This window comes from Streptomyces sp. NPDC005566, assembly GCF_040605575.1.
In the GTDB taxonomy this organism is placed as follows: domain Bacteria; phylum Actinomycetota; class Actinomycetes; order Streptomycetales; family Streptomycetaceae; genus Streptomyces.
Map to the genome: position 1 here is coordinate 1 of NZ_JBEXDB010000011.1, position 17,954 is coordinate 17,954.

The 17,954-nt window shown below is 70.6% G+C and carries 15 protein-coding genes, 1 tRNA gene and 1 pseudogene; 13 read left to right on the top strand and 4 right to left on the bottom strand.

Annotation, left to right across the window (positions count from 1 at the left end):
- Window positions 1-129 precede the first annotated feature (129 nt).
- Window positions 130-639, top strand: a complete 510-nt coding sequence (locus ABZS61_RS18650) for a hypothetical protein (protein ID WP_356421855.1) — start codon at window positions 130-132, stop codon at window positions 637-639.
- A gap of 342 nt (window positions 640-981) precedes the next feature.
- A complete protein-coding gene (locus ABZS61_RS18655) occupies window positions 982-1,188 on the top strand; it encodes a hypothetical protein (protein WP_356421858.1) in 207 nt (68 codons plus the stop codon).
- Between the two features lie 110 nt (window positions 1,189-1,298).
- On the opposite strand, the gene ABZS61_RS18660 is transcribed toward ABZS61_RS18655, so the two are convergent.
- A tRNA-Trp gene (locus ABZS61_RS18660) sits at window positions 1,299-1,373 on the bottom strand.
- 191 nt (window positions 1,374-1,564) lie between these two features.
- Between ABZS61_RS18660 and ABZS61_RS18665 the strand changes: the two genes are divergently transcribed.
- The 4 genes and pseudogenes from ABZS61_RS18665 to ABZS61_RS18680 all read left to right on the top strand — a co-directional run.
- Window positions 1,565-1,918, top strand: a complete 354-nt coding sequence (locus tag ABZS61_RS18665) for a hypothetical protein (protein ID WP_356421861.1) — start codon at window positions 1,565-1,567, stop codon at window positions 1,916-1,918.
- 280 nt (window positions 1,919-2,198) lie between these two features.
- Window positions 2,199-2,717: a hypothetical protein gene (locus ABZS61_RS18670; RefSeq protein ID WP_356421864.1), complete on the top strand. Its 519-nt coding sequence runs from the start codon at window positions 2,199-2,201 to the stop codon at window positions 2,715-2,717.
- 131 nt (window positions 2,718-2,848) lie between these two features.
- Window positions 2,849-5,749 (top strand): AAA family ATPase, encoded by a 2,901-nt coding sequence (locus ABZS61_RS18675; RefSeq protein ID WP_356421867.1) that lies wholly within the window; start codon window positions 2,849-2,851, stop codon window positions 5,747-5,749.
- A 31-nt stretch (window positions 5,750-5,780) separates the two neighbouring features.
- A pseudogene (locus ABZS61_RS18680) lies at window positions 5,781-6,125 on the top strand (TetR/AcrR family transcriptional regulator C-terminal domain-containing protein); the annotation flags it as partial.
- Between the two features lie 175 nt (window positions 6,126-6,300).
- Here the strand turns inward: ABZS61_RS18680 and ABZS61_RS18685 are convergent.
- Window positions 6,301-7,035: an alpha/beta hydrolase gene (locus ABZS61_RS18685; protein ID WP_356421870.1), complete on the bottom strand. Its 735-nt coding sequence runs from the start codon at window positions 7,033-7,035 to the stop codon at window positions 6,301-6,303.
- Window positions 7,036-7,396: 361 nt separating this feature from the next.
- Complete coding sequence (locus tag ABZS61_RS18690; protein WP_356421873.1) at window positions 7,397-8,014, bottom strand: hypothetical protein; 618 nt, start codon at window positions 8,012-8,014, stop codon at window positions 7,397-7,399.
- 95 nt (window positions 8,015-8,109) lie between these two features.
- Here ABZS61_RS18690 and ABZS61_RS18695 point away from each other — a divergent pair, with 95 nt between their 5' ends.
- Window positions 8,110-9,975 carry a TerD family protein gene (locus ABZS61_RS18695; protein WP_356421876.1) on the top strand — a complete coding sequence of 622 codons (1,866 nt, stop codon included), beginning with the start codon at window positions 8,110-8,112 and terminating at the stop codon, window positions 9,973-9,975.
- Between the two features lie 15 nt (window positions 9,976-9,990).
- On the opposite strand, the gene ABZS61_RS18700 is transcribed toward ABZS61_RS18695, so the two are convergent.
- Complete coding sequence (locus tag ABZS61_RS18700) at window positions 9,991-10,794, bottom strand: TIGR01458 family HAD-type hydrolase (protein ID WP_356421879.1); 804 nt, start codon at window positions 10,792-10,794, stop codon at window positions 9,991-9,993.
- 102 nt (window positions 10,795-10,896) lie between these two features.
- On the opposite strand from ABZS61_RS18700, the gene ABZS61_RS18705 reads away from it, so the two are divergent.
- From ABZS61_RS18705 to rhaS, 6 genes are all read left to right on the top strand, one after another.
- Complete coding sequence (locus tag ABZS61_RS18705) at window positions 10,897-12,171, top strand: phosphoribosyltransferase family protein (RefSeq protein ID WP_356421882.1); 1,275 nt, start codon at window positions 10,897-10,899, stop codon at window positions 12,169-12,171.
- A gap of 57 nt (window positions 12,172-12,228) precedes the next feature.
- Window positions 12,229-12,819, top strand: coding sequence for a GNAT family N-acetyltransferase (locus ABZS61_RS18710; RefSeq protein ID WP_356421885.1), 591 nt, complete (start codon window positions 12,229-12,231; stop codon window positions 12,817-12,819).
- A gap of 359 nt (window positions 12,820-13,178) precedes the next feature.
- Window positions 13,179-14,702 carry a sugar ABC transporter ATP-binding protein gene (locus ABZS61_RS18715; protein WP_356421888.1) on the top strand — a complete coding sequence of 508 codons (1,524 nt, stop codon included), beginning with the start codon at window positions 13,179-13,181 and terminating at the stop codon, window positions 14,700-14,702.
- Complete coding sequence (locus ABZS61_RS18720) at window positions 14,699-15,739, top strand: ABC transporter permease (protein ID WP_356421891.1); 1,041 nt, start codon at window positions 14,699-14,701, stop codon at window positions 15,737-15,739. Before ABZS61_RS18715 ends, ABZS61_RS18720 begins: the two co-directional genes overlap by 4 nt.
- A complete protein-coding gene (locus ABZS61_RS18725; protein WP_356421894.1) occupies window positions 15,736-16,797 on the top strand; it encodes an ABC transporter permease in 1,062 nt (353 codons plus the stop codon). The genes ABZS61_RS18720 and ABZS61_RS18725 overlap by 4 nt, the downstream gene beginning before the upstream one ends.
- Before the next feature lie 56 nt (window positions 16,798-16,853).
- Window positions 16,854-17,939 carry a rhamnose ABC transporter substrate-binding protein gene (gene rhaS / locus ABZS61_RS18730; protein WP_356422499.1) on the top strand — a complete coding sequence of 362 codons (1,086 nt, stop codon included), beginning with the start codon at window positions 16,854-16,856 and terminating at the stop codon, window positions 17,937-17,939.
- Window positions 17,940-17,954 lie beyond the last annotated feature (15 nt).

The following is a 17,954-nucleotide window of genomic DNA, read 5'->3' on the forward strand; positions in this document are numbered from 1 at the left end:
GCCGTCGTCGCCCTCGAACTCACCACTTGATCAAGATGGAAAAGGCTCACTACCACGACGACCTAACTCCTGATCACGATCTACGGCTGGAGTACAAGTAGTATCCGGGCCACCTCGGGGGGTGGGTAGATGCGACGAGTGATGGCATGTGCGCTGTTCGTGGCAGTAGGGGTGGCGACGCTGTCCGGATGCAGTGCGGTGGTGCTGCCATTGGTTGGCGTACAACTCGATGCCGAGGGAGTTCCGCATGTTCTGTTGCGGCCGTGCGGAGACGACAAGATCCGAGGGCCGGGCCTACAGGGCTTCGCGGGAACCAACCAGGCTGAGAGTGGTGCCCTGCTCGATGGGGAGAACCTCTCCGGCTGGAATGTTCCAGGTGAGCACGCGCCGGGGGATGTCGACTTCCCGCTCTTCGCACCGCCCTCGCGGTGGGCTGCCGTGCACGTGGGGAATCAGGATCTGCTCGCCGACCTCACCTACCAAATCTCTTTTGGCAAGGCCGAGTTCAATTATGACTACACCGGTCTGGTGACCTTCCGCCTGACGGATGTCGATGCTTTGGAACCCGGTCAGGTGTGGGCCGATGACCGGAGCATGACGCGCGAAGCTTTCGAAGAGCTGGCCGAGGAATCCTGCTGAGACTGCCCGGCATGCGGCCGCCCTCGACATGCCTCACCCGGCCTTCCTGGATGAGGTAGGACGCTCCTCCGTCGCAATGGGTTCATGAAGGAACTTCGTGAGTGCCGGTCGACAGGGCACGACGCGCGTGTCGTCCGTGGCCCTTCCTTTCAGGCCGCGCTTTTCATAGACCTCCCCGGTATCGGTCCACCGCCTGCCGAACTCCAGCTGAGCCGCGTGGAAGAGCGGTTCGCCCCACAGGTCGTCGGCGTGCTCTCCGGGTGATCGCGCGTCCAGAACCCGCAGGGCGACCGGCTTGAGGGCGGCGGTGGGGCCCGCTGTAGCGTGAAATAGCGTGACCGCATGGATGAACCCCGGATCAAGGTGTACGGCTCAGCAGCCGAAATCACTGTGGCAGCCAATGCCGCAGGACTGCGGGACCTGGCTGAGCGACTCATGGGACTCGCAGATCCCGAACTCAGGGACGGGTACCACGAGCATCTTGAGGGCGGCATCAATCTCGAAGAGGGCTCGGTCAGCCTGATCTTGGCCCGAGACGAAGCGCTGTAAGGCCCAACGCCGACCCATGGGCGTACCCGCGACGACCTGAGCCGTGCCCGAGCACCAAGCACCGCCTGGAACGCGGCAGATCCTCCGGATCGGGCTACGGGGCGGCAAGGCAGAACCGGCCGGATTCGAACCGGCGTCCTCGCGATTTTGGAGACCGCGCGCGACGACCTCTGCGCTACGGCTCCGCCCCGTCCGCCATCCTATGGACTCCCGCTGCTGCCGAGGTACCCGTGCCCCTGCCGGAACCAGCGACAACACCAGACCGAGAGATTCGGCAACAACACCCAGGGCGCAAGAAGACGGGCCTGCCCCTGCCCGTCGACACCCCACCGGCCTCCTGCGCGGGGTTGACGGCCGGCCTGGCAGCATGCCCGCCATGGACCAAGCTCTGAAGACCCTCGAACACGAATTTCGTTCCGAGCCCGGAAGCTTCCTGCTGGGACTGCGAAATGATCTGGTCTGGGACCGAGGCTCCTTCTCCGAACTGGAGAAAGCCATGCGCACTGTCTGCCGACGCATGCAGGAGGCCGAGGAGCTTCCCCGGTGGCTGGCGGAGGGGTACTACCACGTCGCCACGGACGTTCCCTCGTGGACCACGCATCCGAACTTCCCCCGGCCGGAGCCGGAGGACTACTACGCCGCGTGCATGGAGCGGCTGACGGATCTGGCGGACTGGTTCTTCCGGGGGGAGCACGCCTACATGGAGCCGCACACCTGGTCGGAGCTGTAGGAAGCGAGGCTGCCGGCGGGCCGTGGAACGGCAGCCGTGGGCTGATGGGCGACTCCGGTGTCCGCCGCCGGGCTTACGTATCGACTGGAGGGCCGGGCCGACCGCACACGCCCCGAATTACGTAGGCCCATCAGGGAATCCACGGACTCGCGGCACCGCAAGGGATGGGAGGGTCGGGGTCGGTCCGGTGAGCCGCACACGTCACGGGCGGTCTGCGTGACGGCCGTCCACGGGGAGGGCAGGCGGGGTGGCGCGAACTGCAGGGACATGGGCACGGAGGGTGGGCCTGACCGGAGCCGTGGTCAGCCTCGCCATCGCCGGGTGGCTGATATGGCTGCTCCCGGGACCCCACCTGGCGGCCGTCCTGGGCATCGGCCCCGTGGACGGCGTCATGACCATCAGCCGCTGCTACGAGGCCACCGACGCGCAGGGCTATCACGACGGCACCGACTGCCAAGGCATGTACACGCCGCGCGCGGCAGGTGAGCCCCGGCGCGAGATCACCCTGGACAAGCCTGCCGAGATGCACAGGCCGGGTAGCTCCGTGGAAGTGCGGATGGTAAGGGGCAGAGGCCACGAACCGTCGGGCGACGCGCTGGGTACCTGGGTCACCGTAACCGGGTTGATCCTCGGACCGTTCCTCGCCCTGTCGCTGTCGTTCCGCGCCAGCGCGCGGGAGGGCACGTGGAGCCACAGCGGTGACTACGTCCTGGTCCTCATCGTCGCCGAGCTGGCCTCCCTCGTCCTCGGATTCCTGGTCGGCTTCCTCGCCTGGATCGTCATCGCCCTGTTCGGCTGAGAAGCTGAGGGGTGCCACACGGCCCCGGATCCTCGACGGAGGTACCGGACGCGGCGTGTGTACGACTCCCGAACGGGCCTCCGTCCGACGTGATAGACAATGCCGTGGAGTTCGGCAAGGAGATCACACACGTGGGGGCGTCGGAGGATGCCGCCGCACATCCCGAGAGTGGGCGTCCCTTCGTCGGCCGCACGGACGAACTGGGGCTGCTCGAAACGGTGATCGACCGGCTGGGCCACGGGGCTCCGCCCTTCATCGACATCACCGGCGCGGCAGGGATCGGCAAGAGCCGGCTGATGACGGAGTTCTGCCTGCGCGCACGACGACGCGGGGTGACGGTGCTCCGCGGCCGGGCGGCCGAGTACGAACGGCAGCTCCCGTTCCATCCGTTCGCCGACGCGTTCGCCGACTTGGACGACCGCCTGCAGGCTGCGGCACCGGACCTGCTCGACGCGGTCTCCCCTGTCCTCGGCGGCCGAGGCGCCGGGCCGTCCCCCGGACCGATGCCGGCCGCGGCCGACCGCTTCGGTCTCCACCGTTCGGTGGCAGGCCTGTTGGCGCAGCTCGGCAGGGCCGGCGGCCTGGTGGTGGCGCTGGACGACGTGCACTGGGCGGACCCTGCGTCACTGGAGCTCCTGGACCATCTCGTCCGGCATCCCGTACCCGGCCCGGTCGTCCTCGTCGTCGCCCGCCGCGACCGGCAGACTCCGACCGCGCTCACCGCGGCGCTCACCCGCGGGGTCGACACCGATGCGGTGCTCCGGATCGGTCTCGCACCACTCGCGGAACAGGAATGCGTCGAAGGGCTCGCCCCCGATCTGCCGCGCGGCCGGGCCGCGCACCTCTATGCCGCAGGCGAGGGCAACCCGCTCTACTTCCTCTCCCTCCTGCACGCACACCGCGAGGGCGCCGCGCGTCGCCCCACGCCCTTCTCGGTCTCCACCGAGAGCAGCCTCGGTGAACTGCCCACCGGTCTCGGCGCCTTGCTGCTCAACGAGCTGGCTCCGCTGACTCCGTCGCAGCGCCGGGCCCTGGAGGCGATCGCCGTGCTCGGCGATCACGCGGTGACCCCGGTGATCCGCAGGGCGACCGGCCGTACCGATACCGAGCTCGACGACGACTTGGACGCCCTGGCGCGACGGGACCTCGCGCGGGCGGGCCCGAACGGCCGAATGGTGTTGCGCCACCCGGTGCTCCGGACGGTGGTCCACGAGTCCACCGCAGCCCGGCGGCTCGTCGAGATCCACCGTGCCGCAGCCGCCGAGCTGGCCCGCACCGGCGCACCGGCGGTCGAACAGGCCCGGCACGTCGAACGGTCGGTGATCACGTGGGACCCGCAGGCCTACGCCGTACTGAGGCGGGCAGCCGAGCAGACCGCGTCGACCGCGCCGACGAGCTGCGCACACTGGCTCCGGGCCGCACTCCGACTGCTGCCCGACACGGTCGAACACGCCGCCGAACGACGCGATCTGATGCTGCGGCGCGCACGCGCACTCGGCGTCGCCGGCGGGCTCCGGGAGAGCCGCGACCTGCTGCACAAGGTGATCAGCACGGCCGGTCCCGACGAGGCCGGCGTCAGGACGTCGGCGGTCGTGCTGTGCGCCCTGACGGAGCGGCACCTCGGAAGATATCCGGAGGCGATCGCGCTCCTGCGCCGCGAGTTGAGCAGGCAGCCGGAGCTGTCACCGTCCGACAGGGTGTCGATCGGCCTCGAACTGAGCTCGTCCGCACCCCACAACACCTCCTATCCGCAGATGCGGGGCGAGGTCGCACGGACCCTCGCGGATGCCCGTGCCCTCGGCAACGAACTGGGCGAGGCGGGGGCGCTGGCGGTCGCCGCGTTCGGCGAGGCCTACGAGGGCGGTGTGGCCGCGGCGAGCGCGTACGCCACGCAGGCAGCCGGGTTACTGGACGGCCTGCCCGACGACGACCTCACGGCGCTGTGCGAACCGCTGGGCAGACTGGGCTGGGCCGAGGCGTTCCTCGGCCGCTTCACCGATGCCGAGCGCCACGCGGACCGGGGTCTCGGGATCGCCCGGAGCAGCGGGCAGGTCTACCTCCTGCCGCTCCTGCTGCTGTGCAAGGCACACGTACGGATCCAGACCTGCCGCCTGCCTTCGGCCTGCGAACTGGCGGACGAGGCGGAGGACATCGCCCGCGGTATCGGCAGCAGCGAACTGCTCGCCTTCGTCCTGGCCAACAAGGCCCAGGTGCGCATCGCAGCGTCCGCACCCGGTGACCCGGAGGCACTCGCGGCCGCCGAGGAGGCCGTCGCGTCCATGGGGCCGAGCGACAACTGGCGGGCCTCCATGGCCTGGTGCATGCTCGGCTACGCTGCGCTGACCGGCGGCGATCCGCACCGTGCCCGGGCCGCCCTCCTCCGGGCCGGGGGCGACGACCTGCGTGGCCTGCAGCCCTCGATGCGCCCCCTCCTGTCGGAACTTCTCGTCACGGCCGCACTGTCCACAGGGGACGTCGGCTCCGCGTCCGCATGGTCCGAGCGGGCCCGCAAGGACGCGGAGCAGCTCGGCCTGCCCGTGCAGCGCGCCTCCGCGATGCGGAGCGCGGCGCAGCTCGCGCTGCACGACGGCGACCCCGCCAGGGCGGCGACGCTGCTCTCCGAGGCGGCGGCGGAATGCGCACGGTCCGGTGCGGTGTTCTGGGAGGCGCGGTCACTGCTGCTTGCGGCCCCGGTGATGACGGCTGCCGGGTTAGGAGCGCGGGGGGCGGCCATGTGGGAGCAGGGCCACCGGCTGGCCGTCGCCGGAGGCGCGGGCCTGCTGGTCGGCCTGGCGGAGTTGACGCGGCCGCCCGTACCCTCCGTGTCCTCCCCCGCCCCGCCGTGGCTGGCCTCCTTGACGGCACGCGAACGGGAGGTCGCCGAACTGGTGGCCGAGGGCCTCACCAACCAGGCGATCGCCGCGAGGCTCTACCTCAGTCGGCGTACCGTCGAGACCCACCTGTCACGGGTGTTCCGCAAGACCGATGTCGCCACCCGCGCGGGACTCGCGGCCCTCATGGCCCGTTCCTGACACCGGCGGGTGAACTGACGGGAGGCCCGCGCTCGGCCCCCACTCGCTTCGGCGGTCCGGCTCCGCGCTGCGCGCCGCCGTCGCGCTCACGCCCGACATCACCCTGGCCTCGCGTGCGCTCGGCGCCGTGCACGCGTACGTACTGGGTTCGCTCGCCGCCCGGCAGGCCCTTCGACGCACGGAGCAGCGCACCGGGCTCAGCAAGGAGGAGTGGCAGCGCAGCGTCGGCCCGTACATCAGCGAGGTCCTCGCGGCGGGGGAACACCCGATGCTCGCCCGCCGCGTCCACGAGGCCGAGGAGCCCGACCCCGACGTCGAATTCGCGTTCGGCTCGGACTGCGTGCTCGACGGACTCGCGGCCCGGCTGGGTCACTGAGCGGTCAGTACGGACAACGGCACTCGAGCGGCACGCCGGGCCGGCAGCGCGGGCCCCTGCCGGAGTTGGCAGAGGCCCGCGGTACAGAGAGTCGGGGTGAGCCGGGACCTGTCCTCGACGAGCACCGTCCCGGCCGGCACCGATTACCTTCGGCTGCCGGCCTGACGGCCCGGCCTCACTTCAGGTGCCGGGCAAAGAACCTGGCCGCATCGTCCCCCGCGAACCGCGGGACGCCGGTGTGCCCGCCCATGTTGGCGTGCAGCGTCTTCTCCTCGGAGCCGAAGGCGTCGAACAGGTCCAGGGCCGCCTGCCGGTCGTTCCCTTCGTCGTCCCATTGGAGCAGGACGTGCAGCGGAATGCTGACCCTGCGGGCCTCCTCGAACATGACGCGAGGCACGAAACTCCCGGCGAAAAGACCCGCGGCCACGATGCGCGGCTCGACCACCGCCAGCCGGATGCCGATGGAGATCACGCCGCCCGAGTACCCGACCGGGCCGCCGATCCCGGGCAGCGACAGGAGGGCGTCGAGAGCGGTCTGCCATTCCGGGACCGACTTTTCGACGAGCGGGAGAATGAGGGCGTCGATGATCTCGTCCTTGACCGGCTCGCCGGCTTCCATGACGCGGCGCAGATCGGCTCGGGCCTGCTCGGCGGCGGCCCAACGGGGCCGGTCACCGCTCCCTGGGAGCTCGATGGTGGCGGCGGCGAAGCCGTCCGCCACGGCCTGCCGGGCCCGACCCGCCAGCCGGCTGTACATCCTGTGCAGCCCGAGCGGGGGATGGCCGAGCAGGATCAACGGCGCCGGTGGAAAAGCGGACGCGGGCGTCCACAGGATGCCGGGGATCTCGCCGAGGGTGAATTCGCGTTCGAGGACGCCGTCGTCGAGGCGCCGTTCGGAAGTGAATTGCATGGTCGTGCCTTTCGGGAGTGCTCGGAACGGCGCTCCCGGACGACCTATCGCCCGACCGTGGCCCCGGAGGGGAGCACCCATGTCGATACTGCGTTCACGGGTACCACCTCCTCGTTCTCTCGCACGGCCTCCGGCAACCTAGCAAGGGTCGCCGTGGCCGCCAAGCGGATATTGCGCGGGCTCCGTGGCCGGATGCCACGGAGCCGGAACACTACGCAGAGCTGTCCGGCCCGGCGGGCGCGGTCGCCATCGGCATCGGCATCGGCATCGGCATCAACGAGTCACGCCCACGGACCGACCTCCCAGACGTCCACCGCCTCGGTGTTCGTCGGCGGATGGGTGATCGGGGCCCGAGGGCGAGCTACGCGGCCGATGAGGTCCCGGGGATGCCCAGGCCGACAAGGAGGATTCCGCACAGCTCTTCCGCGCAGGTGGCGGACCCGGTGAGCGCCTGTCGGACGACTTCCGCTTCCGAGGTCAGCCCAGCAGCGGCCGACCACGCGAGCGCGCCCGCCACAGCAGTGTCCACCGGGAAATCCTCCAGCGGGATGTCGTAGCTCTCCGCCATCCCGCGGTTGAGCAGTCCTGTCCAAGCTGTGCCGTCCGGCGTCACGGCCTCGACGAACCCCACATCGCTGTCCAGGAAAGACACCATGACCGCGGGCGCCCCGGTCTTCTCCACGAGTCCTGGCAGGCTGCGCTCGTCGGCGTCGGCGAATTCCGACACCTGCCAGCCCTCCGCCGGAACGTCCGTGTCCCCGATGCCGACATAGCCCGTCGCTTCCATCAAGTCGCGGAGCTCTGCCGTGGATCCGATCGCAAGTGAACCGCCGAAGTTTCCCATGCCCCGCACGTTAGCCAACAGCACCGACAACGCCTGGGCCTGCGAAGGGGGCGTGGGCGCGAGGGGCGCGTCAGAGGAAGCGCGACCGGCCCGGCCCCGCCCGCTCTCGCCGATTTCCACCCCGACCGCGTCCACCGAAGCGGCGTCGTCGACGAATAGGCAAGGGATATATCCGGATGAATGGCTGTCCGGGTTGAAGGACCGCTCTATATCCGGCCATCCTTACCGCCATGTCTCTCGCGTCCCCTGCTCTCGATGTGTCCGGCCTGCGTGACTACGCCTACGAATGGGCGGTGGTGGACGTGGAGACCTCTGGGCTGATGGCGCGCCGGGACCGGGTGCTCTCGGTCGCCGTGGTGACTCTCGGTCCGGACGGTGTGCAGACCGGCGAGTTCTCCGCCCTGCTCAATCCCGGCTGCGATCCCGGGCCGGTACACGTGCACGGGCTCACCGCCGAACGGCTGCGGGGTGCACCGGACTTCGCTCACGTGGCGGAAGAGATCGGGGCGATGCTCAAGGACCGTGTCTTCGTCGCCCACAACGCCCAGTTCGACTACGACTTCCTCGCCCACGAGTTCGCCCGGGCCGGGCTGCGGCTGCCGGTGACCCGGCGGCTGTGCACCCTGGCGCTGAACCGGCGGGTGGATCCGCCGACCGAGGATCTCCGGCTGGGCACACTGGCCGCCCACTACGGCGTCACGCAGTTGACGGCCCACGATGCCCTCGACGACAGCCGTGTGCTGGCCGGGGTTCTGCGCGGCACTCTGCGGGATGCGGCGCAGCTCGGCCTGCCGCTGCCTCTGGTGCCTTGCCCGCCCCGCCAGGACCCGGAGTTCACACCCCGGTCGCCCAAGGCGCCGTGCGCTTTCCGTAACCCGGGGCGGCTCGCAACCGACGGCCCCTTGGTCCAGGGCATGAAGGTCGCCGTCACCGGGGAGACCACCACCCCGAGACAGGAGCTGGTCGAACGTTCCGTCGCCGCCGGGCTGAACCTCATGTCCTCCGTCAGCCGCCACACGAGTGTCCTGGTCACCAACGACCACGCTTCGGGCTCCGCGAAGGCGAGACGCGCCCTCGCGGAGGGCATCCCCGTCATCGACGAGCTCACGTTGCTGCGCCTGCTCGGTGACGTGCGCCCCGGAAACCGGCACGAGGAGACCACCACCGGCGCCACGGCTCCGGCTCCCACTCCCCTCACGGCGGAGGGCGCGCCGCCCGCTCCGCCCGCCCCTGCCCGGGCAGCGATCCCTTCGGCGCGTGATCCGCACCGGGCGGCCGTGCCCGCCGAGTTGCCCGGCAAGCCGCTGGCCGGCCGGCGGGTGCTCGTCCTCGGCGGCACGCACCCCGAGGCCGTGGCTGCCCGCACCCGCATCGTCGAGCTCGGCGGCTCCGCCGCGATCAATCTCTCCGCGAGCGTCACCGACGTCGTGCTCCTGGCCGACGGGGCAGCCGACCGGCGGATGCGCCGGATCACCTCGCTGGAATTTCCCACGCATGAGGCCGCCTGGATCGAGGCGCCGGCCGCCGAGCCGCACCATGGTCGGACCGGTCGGGGGCAGGCCCGGCATGTGCTGCCCCGGGGTGGTGTCGTGGACCTTCCCGAAGGTGGGGTACCAGCGGTCCCGTGGACTGTCACGGCCACCTGGGGCCAGCGGACGGACTGCGAGATCGACATCGTCGCGTTCGTGGTCGACGAGGACGAACAGGTCTCCTTCGACGAGGACTTCGTGTTCTACGGTGCCCCGGAGAACCCGGCCGGCACGGTACGGATCCTCGGTGACGGGCCCACCGAGCAGACCGTCAGTGTCCGTCTCGGCTCGCTTCCCCCCTCGGTCAGCAGAGTCGTTGTCGCGGCGGCCATCGACGGGGAACTCACATTCGGCGACGTCGGGGCGATCCAGATCACCGCCGCTCCCGGCACCAGCGCGGCACCTCTCGCCCAGTCCACGCTCGACGCCGCGACGACGGAGCGCACCATGCTGCTCGCCGAGCTCTACCGCCGCGGGCCGCTGTGGAGGCTGCGGACCGTCGGCCAGGGGTACGACTACGGCCTCGACGCCCTCGCACGCGCCTACGGAGTCGATGTCGCCGACTGACAGGCGGCGGAGGTCTCAGGGGCGCCCCAGCCGTTCCACCAGTGCGGGCACGTCCGCGAAGGAGTCGAGGACGTGGTCCGGGGTTCCGTCCGCTGCCGCGTGGGTCTCGGGCAGGTACTTGCCGGTCCTGACCAGTACGCCGGTGATTCCGCAGCGCTGGGCCGCCAGCACGTCCGACTCGATGTCGTCGCCGACCATCAGCGCCTCGGTCGGGTCGGCGCCGAGGTGGGCGAGGGCCGCGGCGAAGAACGCCCCGGCGGGCTTGCCGGTGATCTCCGCCTCCGTGCGGGCCGCCCGCTCCAGACCGTCGAGGAATGCCCCGGTGTCGAGGTCGAGCCCGCCGGCGGTGCGCCAGTACAGGTTGCGGTGCATGGCCACCAGCCGGGCGCCCTGCTGTACGTGGCGGAAGGCCCGGTTGAGTGCCGCGTACGTGAACGCGGCACCCGCTCCGCCGAGGACGACGACGTCCGGTACGGCGCCCTCGCCGTCCTCCTCCTCGACGAGGGTCACGCCCGACAGGTCGTCCCGTACGTCGCCGGTGTTGATCAGCAGGCAGCGCGCCTCGGGGTGGTGCTCGCGCAGATACGCGGCGGTCGCCGCGGGGGCCGTGAGGATGTCGTCGGCACTGACGGGGAAGCCCGATCCGGCCAGTTGTCCGGCGATCCCGGCGCGGGTCCGTGAGGTGGTGTTGGTGACCAGTGCCAGAGGGATTTCCGCCGCCCGCAGCTGTTCCATCGCCTCCACGGCACCGGGCAACGGCTCCCAGGACACCGTGAGTACGCCGTCGATGTCGATCAGGACGGCTCCGATTCGTTCCATACGGTCGACCGTCCCCGACTTGCCGAACAGGTGCAAATGGGATTGTTTCGAAGGTGGGGGTGTGTGTTCGTTCCGGTCTCCCCTCCTTGGAGGCGAACCACTGTGCTGTTCACCGACCGCACGGACGCCGGGCGGCGGCTCGCCCAGGCGCTCGGACACCTGGAGACACGTCGGCCCGTCGTCCTGGGGCTGCCCCGCGGCGGGGTTCCGGTGGCATTCGAAGTGGCGCAGTTCCTCGGTGCTCCGCTCGATGTGATCGTGGTCCGCAAGCTGGGGGTCCCGTACCACCCGGAACTGGGCTTCGGTGCCATCGGCGAGGGCGGGGTCCGGGTCATCAGCGACGAGATCGTCCGGCACGCCGGGGTCCGCGAGAAGGACCTGGTGTCGGTGGAGCGCGCCGAGGAGGCGGAGCTCGTACGCCGGGCGCGTACGTACCGGGACGGTCGGCCGCGCCTCCCGCTCGAGGGCCGGGCGGTGATCGTGGTGGACGACGGGGTCGCCACCGGCGCGACCGCGCGGGCGGCGTGCCAGGTGGTACGGGCACAGGGCGCCGCCTATGTCGTGCTGGCCGTTCCCGTGGCATCGCCGGATGTGGCCGACCGGCTGCGCTCCGAGGTGGACGAGGTCGTGTGCCTTTCCACGCCTCAGCTCTTCTCCGCTGTCGGTGAGTGGTACCGGGACTTCTCCCAGACCTCCGACGAGGAGGTCGTCTCCCTGCTGGCGCGGACCCCCGAGGGCCGCGGCTCCTCCGAACAGGTCGAGGTGGACGCGGGCGGCACAGGGCTCGCCGGGGACCTCGTGCTCCCGGACGGCGCCGCGGCGGTCGTGGTGTTCGCCCACGGCTCCGGCAGCAGCCGCCACAGTCCACGCAACCGCTCCGTGGCCACGGCCCTGAACCGGGCGGGCCTCGGCACCCTGCTCTTCGACCTCCTCACGCCGGGGGAGGAAACGTACCGGGCCAACGTCTTCGACATCGGTCTGCTGGCCGGGAGGCTGGCGGGCGCCACCGAGTGGCTCCGGCGCCGGGTGTCCGTACCGGTCGGCGCCTTCGGGGCGAGCACCGGGGCGGCGGCGGCACTGCGGGCCGCCGCGGCGGCCGACTCCGGCATCGGCGCCGTGGTCTCCCGCGGCGGGCGTCCCGATCTCGCCGGGGCGGATTTGTCCGGGGTGCGGGCGCCGACACTGCTCATCGTGGGCGGCAACGACACCACGGTGATCGATCTGAACCGGCAGGCGCAGGCGGCACTGTCCTGCGAGAACCGGCTGGAGATCGTCCCGGGCGCCACACACCTCTTCGAGGAACCGGGTGCGCTGGGTCTGGTGGCGGATCTGGCCCAGGACTGGTTCACCACGCATCTGGTGTCCCGGGCCCGTTAGGCCGGGCGGGCCGCCCCTATCCTGTCCCCCGGCACACGGCGGCGGGAGGGGCAGTCCATGCAGGTCAGGATCGTGAACGGTGCGGGCGTCCCGGCATACGCGGACGGGATACGGCGCGTGTACGCGGACGTGTTCTCGGCGCCCCCGTGGAACGAGGCCCCCGAGGCGGCCACGTCGTACGCCGGGCGGCTCGCCTCCGATGCGGAGCGACCGGGGTTCACCGCCGCGATCGCCCTGGACGCGGACACCGTGACCGGTTTCGCCACCGCCTGGACGACGCCCGCCCCCTTCCCCGGCGACCGCAGCTACGGGCAGGTCGCCGCAGCACTCGGGCCGGACCGGGTCGCGGAGTGGCTGTGCGGGGCCGTCGAGGTGAACGAGCTGGCCGTCGGCCCCGCGGCGCGTGGCGCCGGGTTGGGCGCTGAGCTGCTGGCAGCAGTCACCGAGGCGGCCCCCGACGGACGGTGCTGGCTGCTCACCTCGGTCCGGGCCAAGGACACGCTGCGCTTCTACCGGCGCGCCGGCTGGCGCCGGATCGACGCACCCGTCCCTGGCAGGGCGGGGCTCGCCGTGCTGCTCGGGCCGCGGCATCCGGCCGGTATCCGCACTCTCGGCAGAGGCGTACGGATACCGCTTCGGGGGCAATGATCGGGGCACCGGTACCGCGCTGGAGCCGCGCTGGGGCGATGCGTCCGACAACGATGCCGTCCGTGGGCCGCCACCCGCTGCGGCATGGACTCGGGACTCCTGGTGTGCGCGTGCAATGAGGAGCGATGTCCGGCCCTTACGTGAATCGATTCAGGGACGCGAAACATAGTTGCTGACCTCGGAGGCTGTCAAGGGTTCTCCCGATTCACCCCATTCAGGCGCGCACGTCCCCCGTCGGCATGAACTTCTCGCCATCAACCCATTGACTGCGCCCGCAATCCCCGTTTAGCTTCCGAGCAACCTCATTGAAACCTTTCACGGCGAGTGGAGCGAGGCAGTCCCACCGCTGAGGAGCTCCCATGAACCAGTCCGCCCCGGACCCGGCCCCGGTCCTGGCCCTGAAGGGCGTGAGCAAGTCCTTCGGTGCCGTACGGGCCCTGCAGGACGTGTCCCTGCAGTTGTTCCCCGGCGAGGCACACGCACTCGCCGGGGAGAACGGCGCAGGCAAATCGACCCTGATCAAGGCCCTCGCCGGGGTCCACCGCCCGGACAGCGGTGAGGTGCGGCTCGACGGGCGGCCCGTCGTCTTCCACGGCCCCGCCGACGCCCGTGAGGCCGGAATCGCGGTCATCTACCAGGAGCCGACGCTCTTCCCCGACCTGTCGATCGCCGAGAACATCTTCATGGGCCGCCAGCCGCGGCGGACACTGGGCCGCATCGACCGCAGGGCCGTGCACGCCACCACCGCCGGGCTGATGCGCCGGCTCGGTGTCGACCTGGCTCCCGACCGGCCCGCGCGGGGGCTGTCGATCGCCGACCAGCAGATCGTCGAGATCGCCAAGGCGCTCTCCTTCGACGCCCGTGTCCTGATCATGGACGAGCCGACCGCCGCCCTGACCGGCAGCGAGACGGCCCGGCTCTTCTCCGTCGTGGAGACCCTGCGCGCCGAGGGCGCGGCGGTGCTGTTCATCTCGCACCGGCTCGACGAGATCTTCGAGCTGTGCCAGCGCGTCACGACGCTGCGCGACGGCCGGTGGATCTCCTCGGAGCCGCTGGAGGGCCTGACGGAGGACGACCTGGTGCGCAGGATGGTCGGCCGCGACCTCGGCGACCTCTACCCCAAGCAGGACGCGGAGGTCGGCGAGGTCGCCCTGTCGGTGCACCGGCTGACCCGCGAGGGCGTCTTCCGTGACGTGTCCTTCGACGTCCGCCGCGGCGAGATCGTCGCGCTCGCCGGGCTCGTCGGCGCCGGGCGCACCGAGGTCGCGCAGGCGGTGTTCGGCGTGGACCGCGCCGACGCGGGCGAGGTGAAGGTGGGCGGCACGGTGCTGCGGCCGGGTTCGCCGACCGCCGCGATGGCCGCCGGGCTCGCGCTCGTACCCGAGGACCGGCGTCAGCGCGGGCTGGTCATGGATATGTCGATCGAGCGCAACATCGGCCTCACGGGCCTGGACGAGGTCCGTAAGCGCGGGCTCGTCAGCCGGGCCCTGGAGCACGACCGGGCCGCCGACTGGGCGGTGCGCCTCCAGCTCAAGTACAACCGGCTGGCCGACACCGTGGGTGTGCTGTCGGGCGGCAACCAGCAGAAGGTCGTGCTGGCCAAGTGGCTGGCGACCGGCCCGGCCGTGCTCATCGTCGACGAACCGACCCGCGGCATCGACGTCGGCACCAAGGCCGAGGTGCACCGCCTGCTGTCCTCGCTCGCGGCGGACGGCCTCGCCGTACTGATGATCTCCTCCGACCTGCCGGAGGTGATCGGCATGGCCGACCGGGTGCTCGTGATGCACGAGGGCCGCCTCGTCGCCGAGATCCCGCGCGGGAGCGCCACCGAGGAGTCGGTCATGGCGGCGGCCACCGGACGCGACGAGAGGGCAGCGGCATGACCACCACCATCGAGAGCCCTCCGGACACGGCGAAGGCCCCGGACCGGAGTGCCGCCTCCCTCGCGGACACGGTCTTCCGGGCCCGCGAGATCTCCATCGCCGGCGCACTCGCCCTGCTGATCCTCGGCACCTACCTGGCCAACCCGCGCTTCCTGTCCGACCAGGGCATCAAGGACCTGCTGCTCAACGCCTCGATCCTGGTGCTGCTCGCGGTCGGCCAGTCCGCCGTCGTGATCACCCGCAACATCGACCTGTCGGTCGGCTCCGTGGTCGGCCTCTCCGCCTTCGCCTGCGGCAAGTTCGTCGCGGGAACCGACCACGGCGTGCTGACGGTGATGCTGCTCGGCATCGCCATCGGTGTGGTCTGCGGATTCGTCTCCGGCGCCCTCGTCAGCTTCGGCAAGGTCCCCGCGCTCGTCGTGACCCTGGGCATGCTCTACATCATCCAGGGCGTCGACTACTGGTGGGCGCAGGGTGAACAGATCAGTGCCTCCGATGTGCCGGAGGCCGTCCTGGGGCTGGGCAGCGGCAGCTTCCTGGGGGTGCCGTACCTGCCGCTGATCGCCCTCGTACTGCTCGCCGCGACCGCGTACTTCATGCGCAGCTACCGGTCGGGGCGTGAGCTGTACGCGATCGGTTCGAGCCCCGAGGCGGCCCGTCTCGCCGGCATCCCGATCCGCCGCCGGGTGCTCGCCGCGTACGCGTTCTCCGGAGCCGTCGCCGGCTTCGCGGGTGCCCTGTGGCTGGCCCGCTTCGGGACCGTCGTCGCGGACAACGCCCACGGCTGGGAACTGACCGTCGTCAGCGCCGTCGTCGTCGGCGGTGTCGCCATCACCGGCGGCACCGGCAGCGTCTGGGGCGCCGCACTCGGCGCCCTGCTGCTCACCACCATCGGCAGCGTCCTGGTCGTACTGAAGGTGGACTCCTTCTGGCAGGGCGCCATCACCGGTGCGCTCCTCCTGCTGGCCATCAGCGTCGACCGGATCGTGAACCTGCGGATGACCGCCGCACTGAGGAAGAGGAGCGCCCGTTCATGACCACGGCGCCTGAGAAGCAGGCCGCACAGGGCACGGAGAAGACGCCCCGGCCCCCGGCCGGCTCCCTGAGGAGCCTCGCGCTGCGCTGGGACACCGCCGTCGGCGTCCTGCTGGTGGCCGTCCTCGTCGTCGGCCTCGGCAGCACGGAGGGTTTCGGCTCGACGGAGAACCTCGCGTTCGCCTTCAACGACATCGCCGAAGTCGCCATCATCGCCCTGCCGATGACCCTCCTGGTCGTCGCCGGACAGGTCGACCTGTCGGTCGCCTCCATGCTGGGCCTGGGCAGCGCACTGACCGGTGCGCTGTGGGAGGCGGGCTGGGCCTTCGAGACGATCGTGCCGGTGGTGCTCCTGGTGGGCGTCGCCGGAGGCCTCCTCAACGGCTGGCTGGTCACCAGGGTGGGGCTGCCGTCCCTGGCCGTCACCATCGGCACCCTCGCCCTCTACCGCGGCCTCGCCTCCGTGGCGCTCGGCAGTGACGCGGTGACCGACTTCCCGCAGACGTACGCGGACTGGGCCGTCGACACCACGACCGTTCCCGGCACCTTCCTCACCTACCCGGTCCTGCTCTTCGTCGTGCTGGCCGCGGTCACCGCGGTGGTGCTGCACGCCACCGGGCTGGGCCGCTCGCTCTTCGCGATCGGCGCCCAGGAGGAGGCCGCGTACTTCGCCGGCATCCGGGTCAAGCGGATCAAGCTGCTTCTCTTCGTCGTGACCGGGCTGTTCTCCGCCTTCGCGGGGGTCGTCTTCACCCTCCGGTACGGAAGTGCCCGCGCGGACAACGGACTCGGCTTCGAGATGCTCGTCATCGCGTCCGTTCTGCTCGGCGGCATCGACTTCGACGGCGGGAAGGGCACGCTCTTCGGCGCGGTCGCCGGTGTCCTGCTGATCGGTGTCCTGAAGAACCTGCTCACGCTCAACGACATCGCCAACGAGGTGCAGGTCATCGTGACCGGCCTGCTGCTCGTGGCGTCCGTCCTCACCCCACGGGTCATCGCCGCCGTCGTCGAACGACGGCACAGGCGGGCCGCGAACACCCCCGCACCCCAGTCGTCATAACAGCGTCGCCGTCAATGCCCCTTCCCCCGTACCTCTCCGAAAGGCACAACGCCGCCATGATGCTCCGCAATGCCGCTGGGCGCCGCGCCGTCGCGACCACCCTCACCGCCGTCTCCCTCGCCCTCGCCCTCACCGCCTGTTCCGGTACCACGAAGGACAGCAAGGACACCGGTACCGAGAAGGCTGCCGGGTCCGCGAAGGCCGACCCGAGCGCACCGTTGAAGAAGGGCCTGAAGATCGCCTTCCTGCCCAAGCAGATCAACAACCCCTACGAGAAGATCGTCGACGAGGCGGGCATCGCCGCGGCGAAGGAGTACGGCGGCACGGGCAAGGAGGTCGGCCCGTCCGATGCCAGCGCCTCCTCCCAGGTCAGTTACATCAACACCCTGATCCAGCAGCGCCAGGACGCCATCCTCGTCGCGGCGAACGACCCCAACGCGGTGTGCGGCCCGCTCAAGCAAGCCATGAAGAAGGACATCAAGGTCGTCGCGTACGACTCCGACACGGCGAAGGACTGCCGTCAGCTCTTCATCAACCAGGCCAGCTCCGAGCAGATCGGCCGCAGCCTGGTCCAGCACCTCGGCGAGCAGCTGAACTACAAGGGCAAGGTCGCGATCCTCTCGGCCACGCAGAACGCGACCAACCAGAACACCTGGATCGAGTTCATGAAGGAGGAGCTCGAGCTCCCCAAGTACAAGGGGATGGAGCTGGTCAAGGTCGCGTACGGCGACGACGCGGACCAGAAGTCGTTCCAGCAGACGCAGGGCCTCATGCAGGCCTACCCCGACCTCAAGGGCATCATCTCGCCCACCACGGTCGGCATCGCCGCCGCGGCGCGCTACCTGGGCGACTCCTCGTACAAGGGGAAGGTCGTCCTCAACGGTCTGGGGACGCCCAACCAGATGCGCAAGTACGTCAAGGACGGCACCGTCGAGCAGTTCTCCCTGTGGAACCCGAAGGAGCTCGGCTACCTCGGCTCGTACGCCGCCGCCGCCCTGGCGTCGGGGCAGATCACCGGCGCGGAGGGTGAGAAGTTCAAGGCGGGCAAGCTCGGCGAGTACACGATCGGCAAGGACGGCGAGGTCATCCTCGGCGAGCCGACGGTCTTCGACTCGAAGAACATCGACGAGTTCGACTTCTGAGCGCGGGAGCCCTCT

Excerpts from the sequence above, each read along its gene's own strand:
- rhaS (WP_356422499.1), top strand. The coding sequence starts at position 16,854 with ATGATGCTCCGCAATGCCGCTGGGCGCCGCGCCGTCGCGACCACCCTC.
- ABZS61_RS18655 (WP_356421858.1), top strand. The coding sequence starts at position 982 with ATGGATGAACCCCGGATCAAGGTGTACGGCTCAGCAGCCGAAATCACT.
- ABZS61_RS18665 (WP_356421861.1), top strand. The coding sequence starts at position 1,565 with ATGGACCAAGCTCTGAAGACCCTCGAACACGAATTTCGTTCCGAGCCC.
- ABZS61_RS18700 (WP_356421879.1), bottom strand. The coding sequence starts at position 10,794 with ATGGAACGAATCGGAGCCGTCCTGATCGACATCGACGGCGTACTCACG.
- ABZS61_RS18715 (WP_356421888.1), top strand. The coding sequence starts at position 13,179 with ATGAACCAGTCCGCCCCGGACCCGGCCCCGGTCCTGGCCCTGAAGGGC.
- ABZS61_RS18710 (WP_356421885.1), top strand. The coding sequence starts at position 12,229 with ATGCAGGTCAGGATCGTGAACGGTGCGGGCGTCCCGGCATACGCGGAC.
- ABZS61_RS18695 (WP_356421876.1), top strand. The coding sequence starts at position 8,110 with ATGTCTCTCGCGTCCCCTGCTCTCGATGTGTCCGGCCTGCGTGACTAC.
- ABZS61_RS18725 (WP_356421894.1), top strand. The coding sequence starts at position 15,736 with ATGACCACGGCGCCTGAGAAGCAGGCCGCACAGGGCACGGAGAAGACG.
- ABZS61_RS18685 (WP_356421870.1), bottom strand. The coding sequence starts at position 7,035 with ATGCAATTCACTTCCGAACGGCGCCTCGACGACGGCGTCCTCGAACGC.
- ABZS61_RS18650 (WP_356421855.1), top strand. The coding sequence starts at position 130 with ATGCGACGAGTGATGGCATGTGCGCTGTTCGTGGCAGTAGGGGTGGCG.
- ABZS61_RS18720 (WP_356421891.1), top strand. The coding sequence starts at position 14,699 with ATGACCACCACCATCGAGAGCCCTCCGGACACGGCGAAGGCCCCGGAC.